General features: G+C 38.0%; 13 protein-coding genes. 5 read left to right on the top strand and 8 right to left on the bottom strand.

Annotated elements, in window-relative coordinates:
- Positions 1-39: 39 nt before the first annotated feature.
- From QYB95_RS16685 to QYB95_RS16670, 4 genes are all read right to left on the bottom strand, one after another.
- On the bottom strand, positions 40-636 hold the full coding sequence (locus QYB95_RS16685; protein WP_301139511.1) for a lysophospholipid acyltransferase family protein: 597 nt from the start codon (positions 634-636) through the stop codon (positions 40-42).
- A 78-nt stretch (positions 637-714) separates the two neighbouring features.
- The gene (locus tag QYB95_RS16680; protein WP_301139510.1) at positions 715-1,551 is read right to left on the bottom strand and encodes a putative RNA methyltransferase; all 837 of its coding nucleotides are present in this window, start codon (positions 1,549-1,551) and stop codon (positions 715-717) included.
- Between the two features lie 60 nt (positions 1,552-1,611).
- The gene (locus tag QYB95_RS16675; protein WP_301139509.1) at positions 1,612-2,868 is read right to left on the bottom strand and encodes an MFS transporter; all 1,257 of its coding nucleotides are present in this window, start codon (positions 2,866-2,868) and stop codon (positions 1,612-1,614) included.
- 184 nt (positions 2,869-3,052) lie between these two features.
- Positions 3,053-3,718 carry a nuclease-related domain-containing protein gene (locus QYB95_RS16670; protein WP_301139508.1) on the bottom strand — a complete coding sequence of 222 codons (666 nt, stop codon included), beginning with the start codon at positions 3,716-3,718 and terminating at the stop codon, positions 3,053-3,055.
- A gap of 165 nt (positions 3,719-3,883) precedes the next feature.
- Here QYB95_RS16670 and QYB95_RS16665 point away from each other — a divergent pair, with 165 nt between their 5' ends.
- The 5 genes from QYB95_RS16665 (at position 3,884) to QYB95_RS16645 (ending at position 8,260) form a co-directional block, all read left to right on the top strand.
- The gene (locus QYB95_RS16665) at positions 3,884-4,750 is read left to right on the top strand and encodes an AraC family transcriptional regulator (RefSeq protein ID WP_301139507.1); all 867 of its coding nucleotides are present in this window, start codon (positions 3,884-3,886) and stop codon (positions 4,748-4,750) included.
- Between the two features lie 160 nt (positions 4,751-4,910).
- On the top strand, positions 4,911-5,861 hold the full coding sequence (locus QYB95_RS16660; RefSeq protein WP_301139506.1) for a LytTR family transcriptional regulator DNA-binding domain-containing protein: 951 nt from the start codon (positions 4,911-4,913) through the stop codon (positions 5,859-5,861).
- Positions 5,862-6,008: 147 nt separating this feature from the next.
- Positions 6,009-6,857 carry an ABC transporter ATP-binding protein gene (locus QYB95_RS16655; RefSeq protein WP_301139505.1) on the top strand — a complete coding sequence of 283 codons (849 nt, stop codon included), beginning with the start codon at positions 6,009-6,011 and terminating at the stop codon, positions 6,855-6,857.
- Entirely contained in the window at positions 6,854-7,555 is a 702-nt protein-coding gene (locus tag QYB95_RS16650) for an ABC transporter permease (RefSeq protein ID WP_301139504.1), read from the top strand. The genes QYB95_RS16655 and QYB95_RS16650 overlap by 4 nt, the downstream gene beginning before the upstream one ends.
- Positions 7,556-7,810: 255 nt before the next feature.
- The gene (locus QYB95_RS16645) at positions 7,811-8,260 is read left to right on the top strand and encodes a hypothetical protein (protein ID WP_301139503.1); all 450 of its coding nucleotides are present in this window, start codon (positions 7,811-7,813) and stop codon (positions 8,258-8,260) included.
- Positions 8,261-8,333: 73 nt separating this feature from the next.
- On the opposite strand, the gene QYB95_RS16640 is transcribed toward QYB95_RS16645, so the two are convergent.
- The 4 genes from QYB95_RS16640 to QYB95_RS16625 form a co-directional block, all read right to left on the bottom strand.
- The gene (locus QYB95_RS16640) at positions 8,334-9,248 is read right to left on the bottom strand and encodes a glycine betaine ABC transporter substrate-binding protein (protein ID WP_301139502.1); all 915 of its coding nucleotides are present in this window, start codon (positions 9,246-9,248) and stop codon (positions 8,334-8,336) included.
- 155 nt (positions 9,249-9,403) lie between these two features.
- Entirely contained in the window at positions 9,404-10,309 is a 906-nt protein-coding gene (locus QYB95_RS16635; RefSeq protein ID WP_301139501.1) for a glycine betaine ABC transporter substrate-binding protein, read from the bottom strand.
- Between the two features lie 16 nt (positions 10,310-10,325).
- On the bottom strand, positions 10,326-11,174 hold the full coding sequence (locus tag QYB95_RS16630; RefSeq protein WP_301139500.1) for an ABC transporter permease: 849 nt from the start codon (positions 11,172-11,174) through the stop codon (positions 10,326-10,328).
- A complete protein-coding gene (locus QYB95_RS16625) occupies positions 11,167-12,366 on the bottom strand; it encodes a quaternary amine ABC transporter ATP-binding protein (protein WP_301139499.1) in 1,200 nt (399 codons plus the stop codon). The genes QYB95_RS16630 and QYB95_RS16625 overlap by 8 nt, the downstream gene beginning before the upstream one ends.
- Positions 12,367-12,471 lie beyond the last annotated feature (105 nt).

The raw sequence follows: 12,471 nt of genomic DNA, 5'->3' as shown, positions 1-12,471 counted from the left end.
TAAAAAACACTCTCCAACTATGGGAAAGTGTTTGTTTTACTATTTGGACTTTGATTTTAACTCTTCCGTTAGACGTAATAATTCGTTTTCCAAATGTTGTGTTGCTTCTTCGCGAGCTTCTTTACCTGCTCCTACTGTAAAGGGCTTACCATAGATTAAATAACCTTTTTGTCTTTTGAATACTCCCCCTACATTTCTTGGTCCAATGTAAGCCGCCGGAACAATTTGCCCCTTAGAAAGCTGAGCAATCGTAATGGCACCTTGTTTTAACTCCGCATTTTCTGTAGAGCGAGTTCCACTTGGGAAGATCCCGACAATCTTACCTTCTTTAATAAGTTGTCGAGGAATTTTAATCACACTTGGTCCCGGGTTTTCCCGGTCCACAGGGAAAGCATTTAGATTTGATACGAGTGGACCGAGCACCTTCATATCAAACAACTGCTTTTTCGCCATAAAGTGAATATGCCTAGGCAACATCGATACACCTAAATTAAAGATATCCACATATCCATTATGTGTACAAGCAATAATATAGCCGCCTTCTTTTGGTAAATTTTCTTTTCCATACACTTTGGCTTTAGAACCATTAAGGGTTAAAAATACTCCAACTAATCTTGCCGCAAAATCATATAACACTGTTCCATTCCTACCTTTTTATACTTTTTGTTTTACCAATCTATTCGCACTTTTTTATCGATATCTAAAATTTGACTATCAGTCATGCTCTCCAACTAATACATCAAGATCTATTGTAATTTCAGTTAATGAAATGCCTTCTTGCAGATGCCACCCAAGAGGTGTCATTTCCAGGAGCTTGGGTACTAGCTGTGCACTTAGAGGCACGGTGTACGTAATACGTTCTTGCCATACATTTGTGAAATGTTCTTTAAACCGCTCTACGGTTTGATTATTTGAATAACTCTCTTTTTCGGAATTTGCAAAAGCCTGTTTGCGTATTTCCTTTAGATAGCCTGATTGAGGGACGACTTTAATGACTTTTCCATTCGGCTTTAACAACCTGCTGAATTCATCGTAATTTGCAGGCGATAAAATATTTAATATACAGTCGATGGATTGTTTCTTGTATGGATTATTTGCTAAGTCTCCCACACACCATATCTTTTGCTCGTAAAACTTCGCAGCAGCCTGAATACCTTCTTTAGAAATATCAATTCCTATGGCTACCACATCTTGCGTCAGCAAATCACATATTCTTTCTAGATGAGACCCTTCCCCGCATCCTGTATCTAGTATTACTTGCGCTTCATCCCCGATATTCTTTGCAATAGTCTGTTGCAGTTGATTATATAAACCACTCGAAATTACTTCCTGTCGGGATTCAAATAGACTTTTACTGTACATTGAAGCAGCCGGTTTAATCATGAAATTTACATAGCCTTGTTTCGCAATATCAAATGAATGATGATTGCCACATATTACGTGACCGTCATCCGTGACATGCATACTTTCTTTACATAGAGGACAGGAAAAAAGCGTTTCATGTTCTTTCATATGTAAAATGCTAGCAACTCTTTTGGATACCTTTCCCACACTCATACTCCTTTTTATTTGCTGTAAGTATCATATCATCTATTCATATAGTTTGAAAAACTAAACAAGTTCCCTAGGATTATGTTTTTTTAGTAAAATGACAAATAGGCTGGCCAAGAAACAAAAACCACCCGCTAAAAGAAATGCCCACATATATGAACCAAAGATATTAAACAATACACCGCCTGTATATGCCGCAACCCCAGCTCCTACCTGATGACTTGCCATAATCCAGCCATACATCATTGCACTTTTTTCAAGGCCAAATTTCTGCCTTGTTAAGCCGATTGTCGGGGGAACAGTAGCAATCCAGTCGAGCCCGTAGAAAATTGAGAAAATAACAAGCCATGCATAAGATCCTTCCGCAAGTGCAAAGGGCAAGAAAAGGAGAGATATCCCACGCAATGTATAATACCAAAATAATAACCAGCGATTGTCATACCGGTCTGATAACCAGCCTGATATGGTGGTACCGATCAAGTCGAATACACCCATAAAAGATAACATCGAAGCCGCTGTAACCAAGGGAATGCCGAAGCTTACACAATAGGAAATAAAATGGGTTCCGATCAATCCGCTTGTCGATAATCCACATATAAAGAAACTTCCAGCTAATAGCCAGAATTCTTTTACTTTTATTCCTTCTACTAATGATGCAATGGCCATCTTAAATGGATTGCGTTTTTCAGAGGAGAGTACTTGTTCAGAAGGCTCTTTCACCTGTCCGTATGGTGCAAGACCGATATCTTTTGGGTTGCTTCTCATGAATATTGCGATAACGATTAGCATCAAAACACTTAAAATGAATATTAACGCTATCGCAAAGCGCCAGGAATAGTTTTCCACAAAGTTCGCCAATATAGGCAGTAATATCAATTGTCCTGTAGCTGTAGCAGCGGTTAATATCCCAACTGCAAGCCCTCTTCTTTTTACAAACCAGCGATTCGCCACCTGGGTACTTAATACTGTTAAAAACAATCCCGATCCAACACCTAACATAACACCCCAGATCAAGATTAATTGCCACTGACTATTCATCACAAAAGTAAGACAAAGACCTACCGATAAAATTACCATTGAATAAAGCATCATTCTTTTTAATCCAAATACCTCAACAAATGCAGCCATAAAAGGACCCGAAAAACCGTATAATAACAGGCAAACTGCAAAAGCAAAGGAAATTGTGGGTCTTCCCCAGCCAAATTCCGTTTCAAACGGATCTAGAAATACGCCTGAAGATGAACGTATAATACCAGCTACAATAATAGCCAGGAATGTAATAGCCAGGACATACCAGCCATAATGAATTTTCCTCATTTATCCACCCTGAATTCTTTTTCTATATTGTACATGCTAGGTTGCCATATTCATAGAAAATTCACTCTTTTTAAAGGGAGTGAGAAGCCGTAACGACAAAAATTGGGTCAACCTAATGAACGGGGTCTTAGTCTGTATTCACCCTAACATAAAAAAAGACTATCCCATTAGAGATAATCTTTTCTTAACTTGAAGCTACATCCTTTAACAAGCCATTTTCCTTTGATTGTTTTGGGATAACATAAGGCTTCAGCTTGGAGTAGATCGCCATTATTTGATCCTTTGTTAGAACCTGATCCATCCTATTCTTCCAATAGCTTTCTAATTCATGGATCTTCATAACCTCTACATCTAGTGAATGCACTTCGATTTTCTTAAAAGAACAATGATTACCGAAAATAATGAGTGATTGAAACAGGTCTTTGTCTACTTCTGGGATATACTTTTTTACCCCATTTATCTTTAGCTTATTGTCCAGTACCGGATTTGGGAATGTACTCATTTGCCCGTTCTCCAAAACTTGTGCCCATTGAATATCCTGTTCATTCCCATAGATCCATCCGCCAGGATCCTTTGCATTAATGATATAGATCCCCGATTGATGAAGAAGTAGATAATCCACTTTCCGTTCACTTTCTGGAAGGGCAATATTGGATAATAGCTTATATTCGCCATTTACTTTATTCAATTTTTGAGATAACTTATATAAAAATCTGACTTTTCCATTTGTCCAAACCGATATAAATGGATGGCCGGTTGTTTTGCTAAAGTCGCTGTTTTCATATACATAAACATTTATCGCAAAAACAATCCCAATGAGAATGATGAAGAAAAGGACAAGTATTGCCACATGGTTTCCTCCTAATTATTGAATCATTACTATATTTTATCAAAATTTGCAAAGGTTGAACATGTCATAAAAATATCTTACGTAAATTAAAACTGTCCAAAGAAAGCAGTCCAAGACCAGATACCATATGCTCCATTAATTATTATATCTATAGAGGTGATTCTTATGAGTTGGGTGGATTCGATTCAACAGGCGATTGATTATATTGAAAACCATTTGCTTGATGGCGATTTATCCGTTGAACAAATAGCGAAAAAGTGCAATTCCTCGCCTTTTCACTTTCAAAGGACCTTTTCCATATTAACGGATAGCACAATCGGTGATTATATTCGCAGGAGACGGCTAACATTGGCTGCGCAGGAATTAATCAATACAAATGACAAAATTATCGACATTGCTTATAAGTATGGGTATGAAACTCCTGAGTCTTTTGCAAAGGCGTTTCGAAAACAACATAATCTTTCACCAAAAGAAGCGCGAAAAAAATTAGGTCCCCTGCAATCTTATAATCGCCTCACCATAAAAATCAAACTGGAAGGAGCAATACCGATGAATTACAAAATTGTAGAAAAAGATGCTTTTCAGGTTATTGGTGTTAAAAGAACGTATAATTACAAAAATGGAGATAATATAAGAGGTATTCCGCAGTTTTGGAATGATGTGCACGCTGATGGAACGAACGATCGGCTAGTGGATTTAAACAATGGAGATATTCAAGGCGTTCTTGGTGTATGTTCTGTCGATGAGAACGAAAAACAAACTGGTTTAATGGATTATTGGATTGCTTCTGCATTTAAAGGTGATGTACCGAATAGTATGGATGCTTTTAAGATACCCGCTTCCAAATGGGCAATTTTCGAAGTCCATGGTCCCATGCCACATGCGATGCAGGATACATGGAAAAAAATTTATTCAGAATGGTTCCCTTCAAATCCATACAACCCTGCAGGAACAGCCGAATTAGAAGTATATACAAATGATAACCCTTCAAACGCGAATTACTACTCGGAGATTTGGATCCCAATTCAATAATAAAACGGAAAAGTGCTTTCAGATGAGAAGCACTTTTTTATTCTGATATAAAGAATTTACAGAAACTACCCAAAAATCTCCCATTTTTCCTCTCTATCCCATTTGTGTATAATTATTATAATAGTATTAATTTTAGAATAATACGTAGAGAGGATTTATTATGACTTCAAACATAGCCATAACAATAGACTCCTTTGCTGTAGAAGGAAATGTGATTTCTCCAAGTATAGAAATGCAATTTGAGGAAGGTTCCATTATCGGCATCTACTCAGATGTAGCAAAATTAAACTTTTTGACCAAACAATTCAGTTCCAATCCGCTTATACATACCGAGTATAGAGATAATGGATTTTATAATCGACTAACCATTAATGAATATATCAGCTTTTTAAAAGGCTTATACAGCCCCTCAACAGAACATGGGGACTTACTAACGATTTTTGAGTTGGCTGATAAAAAGAAAGCAAGGCTACATAATTTATCTAGTGCGGAAAAACAAAGGTTACGTCTCATCCATTGTTTTATGAACGAAAAACCAATTCAGGTTATCGAAGAACCACTACAAAACCTTGATGAACATTCAAAAAGAATTGTTATGAACTTATTGCTCTCTTTAAAGAAGGAACAAAAAACAGTTATTTTGTTATCAAATAATATGGAAGAAATTTTATTTGCCAGCGATTCGGTCTTCCGTCTCGAGGCTTCAGGTTTACAGCCACTAGATGTAAAAGAGGAAGAAACGGCTGCTTTGGAGAAAAACGACATTATTCCTTTTCGTTTTGAAAAGATTCCAACAAAACGGAATGAAAAAATTATTTTATTTAATCCTCCTGAGATTGATTATATAGAAAGTGTTGAAGGCCAAGTGTCGGTTTATCTGAGTGGAGAAACCTATCCCACTTCATTGACCTTAAACGAATTAGAACAAAAATTGACACCATTTGGCTTCTTCCGATGCCACCGTTCTTACATTGTGAACTTGCAAAAAGTAAGGGAAATAATTACATGGACCCGAAATAGTTACAGTTTATCCCTTCATACCTCCACAGAGACGGTAGTACCTCTATCAAAGAATAAGTTAGTCGAATTAAAACGAATTATCGGTATTTGACCAATTTCCTGGGAAATTTCGTTATCCATTTAAGCAATTTATGACACCTCCTATCACCAAATAACTCCTTTCATCCTGATTTTAATGCCCACTCCATTCCTTCAACTTATGCTAGATGTGTAAATAACGAAGTTGGAGGAATGGAAGATGATGAATGTAATTGACGTACAACATTTACAGAAAAGTTTCCAAAAAGAAGAAGCCTTGCAGGATGTTTCATTCAGCATTAAAAAAGGGGAAATATTTGGATTTCTAGGCCCTAGTGGATCTGGAAAGACAACTACCATCAAGATCCTTACTGCTCAATTAACAAGGTCTGGTGGCAGTGTATTTGTATTAGGGCAGGATGCCGAGGAAATGAAGAAAACCGAGAATCGAGCGCGATTTGGCATTCTAACGGATAATAGCGGCCTATATTCCCGGCTATCTGTTGAAGAAAATCTTCTGCTTTACAGCAAGCTTTACAACTTGCCAACAAGTTCCGTTAAAGAGGCACTTGACTTTGTAAACCTATATAAGGATCGAAAGAAAAAAGTCAGTAAGTTATCCAAAGGAATGACTCAGCGCGTGACATTAGCACGTTCTATTATGCATAAGCCTGAACTGTTATTTTTGGATGAACCAACTTCTGCATTGGACCCAGTGAATACCCACCATATTTATAATGGTTTGCGCAAGCTGAATGAAATCGGTACCACTATATTCTTAACCACTCATGATATGAGCGAGGCCGAAACACTTTGTAATCGTGTTGCCTTCTTGCATAAAGGGAAGATTCGTGCGATAGGTTCTCCACAGGATTTAAAGAAACAATTTAGCGATGATACCATTACCGTGGAATTAGTAGATGGCAGTGAGCATTGCATCGAAAATAACAGGAAAGAAGCAAAAAAAGTATATGAGTGGATGAATCAAGGTCTTCTCTCGCGTATTTACAGGAACGAACCAACTTTAGGAGATATATTCATGCAATTGACAGGGAGTGATTTAATATGAATTTAACGCGCATACATGCAATCTTTATGAAGGACTACAAAGAATTTTCCCGTAACTATGCAGTTTCCACCATGGTATTATTGCCGCTAATTATGGCTTTAATCTACAATCAAACCGGTATAGAGAGCATGCAGGGGTACTTTTTGCCAGTCAACCCGGCGTTTGTAGCGGTGACCAGCTTTGTACAGTGTTGTTTAATCGCAGAAGAAAAGGAGAGAAATACGCTCCGTAGCCTAATGCTGTCACCAGCAACCTTGTTTGATATTCTACTTGGAAAAAGCTTGTTGGTATTTACAATCTCGGCTATTACAATCATACTTTCCGTTTATCTTGTTGGCTATAATCCTGCCAACTGGCTGATTTTAGGCATGGCCCTTTTCCTTTCGGCAGTATTTTATATTGGACTCGGAACTTTATGCGCACTCTTTACAAAAACAATTTTGGAAGCATCTGTCGCCATTTTACCCATCATGTTAATTTTCTCGTTCGGTCCATTTGCTTTGCAACTTTCCGGAAAGTATCCAATCTTGCAAATCGCCGAATGGTTACCTAGTGCACAAATCATTTTATTGGCAGAGTCAATCGAGCAAGCCTATACAGCAACTGATATTATGGTTCCAATTATTACAATCCTTGTTTGGTCCATCATTACTTGGTTTTTCACAATCGTACTCTATAAAAAGACAATGGTTGATTAATTACATAAGGAGAAGCTGCTTTTATGCTGCTTCTCCTTTCATTAATTACACTATTTTGATGGATTATTAAAATCGAGGAATTAAATTAAACAATAACCAACATACTTAACTAATATCAATCATAAAACAACTTTTGTCGATAAGCAGGATATTAACCTGAATTAAAAATTTTATCCTTTTTAGAGTAAAAATTAAAGTTTTGCAAATAATAACGGTAATGTCTTAACATACCTAATAAAGACGGAGGTTTTTACTGTGGACATTATAGAAGAAAATGCAGTTCCCGCATTTCTCGAATCGAATCAATTAATTGTTGAGCTTGAAAGTGTTGATATTTATAACAATATTATCTTTCCGGTTCAAGCGAAAGAGTACGATATCAATCCACAAGTAGAGGTGCCTTATGATTTAAAGAAAGAACAGAACGCTCAAAAAAGTGTTGACGAAGGGCATTCTCCATGGAGACTGGACCCTCTTATGACAACCCAGGTCTTTGTGAGTTTACAGCTTTCTCCAGAAGGTATTGAAGGAGAGTATCCGATTGAGGAAGGAAACGTAAAGCTTTTACACAGCACAAAGGATACATCTGTCGTTGCAGTAAATGATAGCGATACTCCCATTAAACTCGTTTACTTAAAAAGACTTATTAAGCAGGATTCTTCCGGAATATGGACGGTAATCGGATACGATACAATAGATAAATAATATTAGGTGATGAATTTCGGTTAGATTCATCACCTCACTTTGAATTTACGCCGAGCTATTGCCGTTGCTTATTTTATTGTTTAGGTTGTAAATCCTCGATTGAATCAATTTCCATATAAGCTGGAACTACGAAACCAGTTTGTGTTCCTTTGAGATTTTCCCCTAAATCTACAATGTCTTCGGCATGCTTTTCATAGAAAGATTTGTGTGTTGTAGGCAACCAAGGAGCAACACTAGCATCCCCTTCGCCATTAGCGATTGCTTCGAACATAATTGCTGGATCGACAGGCGTCAATGTTACGGTGAATCCTTGTTGCTCTAATATGGCCTTCATCACAGTGCCCGAAGCACGTTCTGTATCCCATGGTGTTGAAACCAGCTCAATTTCTTTTCCTTCTACCTTCTCGATACCTTCTGTCCATTCCTTCACTTTTTCCGGATTCTCTTCGATCCAATTTTGTGCGGCTTCTTCAAATGAACCCTCTTGTGCATCATACATTACTGTTTCCATATCTTCCGGTTCCCAGTAGAAGCGGTCAAGAATTTTATAAGCATTCGGCATATCTTCTTCCAAGCCTTTTCTTGCTATGGTATTTATATTTTCACTACCACCTAATGTGCCTTTGGGATCTTCTAGAAATTTCAAATCATATGCAGAGAACATCCAGTGTGGGGTCCAACCTGTTATTATGATTGGTTCCTCGTTTTTAATTGCTCCATCTAGTACACCTAACATACCTGCTGTTGAACTTTCTAGAAGTTCCCAACCTTCCAAGTTTCCATACCCCTCCAGAGTATTATGGGACAGTTCAGTGATTCCCGCACCTGGTTCGATACCTGTAATTGTATAATCCAACTGTTCACCCAAATTCGCATTCTCGCCTGTGGTGTTCACACTGTCCTGATTTCCTTCTTCATCACCACAGCCAGTTAATAGTAATGAAACAGATACGCCTAAAGTAATACCCATTGATTTTATTTTTAACATTCTTCATCCTCCTTTAAATTGAAGGGGCTATCTATTGTAAAGATAACCCCTTTTGTTTATTGCAGTAATGAAAATAAATCTTTTTAATTCAATTGACTATAAATCCCTATGCATATCCCTTAGCAGGTTCTTAAAAAGCTAAAGCCCTCAGGAATCTACTCTACGCCTTCTGTCCACTCGGCAACTTTTTCAGTATTTTCATTAATCCAGTTAGTCGCTGCTTCATCCGGATCCGTACCATTCGCAATATCAAGCATTACTGCTTCAATATCTTCTGTTGTCCAATTAAATGCATCCAGTACTTTGTATGCTTCAGGCATGTCTTCTTCTAACCCTTTGCGAGCAAAAGTACCAAGTATCTCTTCACCGCCGAATACACCTTTTGGATCTTCCAGGTATTTCAAATCATATGAAGAGAACATCCAGTGTGGAGACCAACCAGTGACAATTATTTCTTCTTCATTTTCGATTGCTTGGCCCAATGCAACATTCATCGCACCCGAAGATGAAGGTAAAACTTCCCATCCGCTTAGATTTTCATAATCTTCTACAGCTTTTTCAGCTGCGCCCAAAACGCCTGCACCTGGCTCAATGCCTGTTATCGTCATGTTCGCTTCGTCAGATAGGTCCTCAATTGAATCAACATCCATATAGGCAGGTACAACCAACCCAATTTTGGCACCTGTTAGATTTTCACCTAACTCCACCATACTATCTTTGTATTCTGCATATTGTGAAGCATGCGTATTTGGCAGCCAGGCCGAAACCGTTGCATCTGCTTCCCCACTGGATACAGCTTCCCACATAATGGCATTATCCAAAGGAGTCAAAGTAACGTCATACCCTAAGTCTTCTAGAACTTTACCTACAACATGCGTAGACGCTACCTCTGTATCCCATTCGACATAGGCCAGATTTATTTCATTCGATCCACCATTTTTTGATGCATCTTTAGCATCTCCTGTTGACTCTGCCCCTTCATCCGAGCCGCCGCTGCAGGCAGCAAGCATTGCTCCCACCCCAACAGCTAGGCCCATCATTTTTATTTTTTTGAAATTCATCCAATCTCCCTTTCCATTACTTCTTTTTATTAAAACTTTGCGTTAAACGGTCAACAATAATGGCAAATATTACAAGACTAAGGCCTGCTACAAACCCATTTCCTACTTGGGCGCGTTGTAAAGCAGATAACACTTCCCTACCTAAACCAGGTGCACCAATCATCGAAGCGATGACAACCATCGATAGAGATAACAATACTGTTTGGTTAATACCTGCCATTATCGTTGATTTCGCTAATGGCAATTCAACTTTAAGAAGCTTTTGCCATCCAGTACTACCGTAAGAATCCGCTGCTTCAACTAATTCCCTTGGTACTTGTCGGATACCTAGATTTGTAAAACGAACTGTTGGCGGTAATGCGAAGATGACCGATGCAAAAACACCTGGTACAACACCGATACCGAAGAAGGCAACTGCCGGTATTAAATAAACAAATCCTGGCATTGTCTGCATAAAGTCCAATATTGGTTTAATAATGTTTTCTGCAACGATGCTTTTCGACATTAAAATACCTAGTGGGATTCCTATAATAATTGCTATAATACTTGAAAAAATGACAAGCGTTATTGTGTTCATTAACTCTTCCCATAGACCTTGGTTATAAATAAATAACAGGCCTATGATAGAAAAAATAGCTAAACCAAACTTTCTTTTTGTAGCGAAAAAGGCAATGATGGCTATTACTAAAATAAAGACAACTGGCGGAATTGCAACCAGCATTTCCGTGATGAAGTCCATGGCATTCTTACCGCCATCTTGGATAAAGCTAAACAATGCAGATAGATGACTTGTTAACCAGTCCATTATTGTTTCGACTGTATCCGCTACTGGCAAACTTGGAATCGAATCTAGCATTTTATTCATTTGCGGCCACCTCCTCAGTATCCGAAGCAAGAGATTGGATGACTACGCCTTTTATTAAAACACCCACTAATTTATTCTCTTTTACAACTGCCAACGGAATGGATGATTCGGAAATTATTCCTAATACATCTTGGATGAGCATATCAGGTGCAACTGATTCCATATCCGTTTTTAGAATGCCAACCACATTTTTTTCGCCACGTTTTGCAGCTTCCAATGCATCATCAGCAGTAATATAGCCTTTAAACTCTCTATTTTTGTCAACTGCAAGCAATACACTGACCTCTTCTTCACGCATACGTTTCAACGCTACTTTTGGTCCATCGATTTCCACATTCACGGAAATTGGTCGAATCATGGCATTTTCTACAGTTAAAACTTTCGAACGGTCTACATCTTCAAGGAATGTTTTAACATAGTCATTTGCCGGGTTTGTAAGAATCTCTTCTCCCGTGCCAATTTGAATGATTTTCCCATCCTTCATTAACGCGATGCGATCACCAATACGCAATGCCTCATTTAGATCGTGTGTAATGAATATAATGGTCTTTCTAACTTTTTGTTGTAAATCTAATAATTCGTCTTGCATATCTTTTCGAATCAATGGGTCGAGAGCAGAGAAAGCCTCATCCATTAATAATATATCCGGGTTATTTGCCAACGCTCGCGCTAATCCAACACGCTGTTGCATTCCCCCCGATAGTTGACTCGGGAATTGATCTTTGTACGGTAATAATCCTGCGTTTTCTAAAGCAGCTTCTGCTTTTTTTGTTCTTTCTTCTTTAGGGATACCGCGTACTTCTAAGCCGTATTCGGTATTGGCAAGGACTGTTCGTTGTGGGAATAAACCGAAGTTTTGAAACACCATGCTCATTTTTTCACGTCTTATGGTTCTGAGCTGTTGTTTATTCATTTTGGAGATGTTTTCACCGTCTATGTAAATACTTCCGCTGGTAGGTTCAATAAGATGGTTTAGCAGACGCACTAACGTGGATTTACCACTACCTGAAAGCCCCATAATAACAAAGATTTCACCCTCATTTACTGAAAAGCTTGCATCATAAACACCGATTGTAGCACCTGTTTGTTTAAGGATCTCTGTTTTACTTTTTTTCTGTTCGACAAGCTTAAGAGCACTATTGATATGCTTGCCAAAAATTTTCGTTACATTTTCAACTTTAATTTTCGTCATACAGTTCCCCTTTCCTATTATTCTCAAAACTGTTTTTTATTAGTTTACAACTAAGCAACAACTTCATGTTAACAAAAGGTTGTTACTTGTGTCAACTCAACAATC

The organism is Ureibacillus aquaedulcis (assembly GCF_030418165.1).
GTDB lineage: Bacteria > Bacillota > Bacilli > Bacillales_A > Planococcaceae > Ureibacillus > Ureibacillus aquaedulcis.
This window is presented reverse-complemented; position numbering and strand designations above follow the sequence as displayed.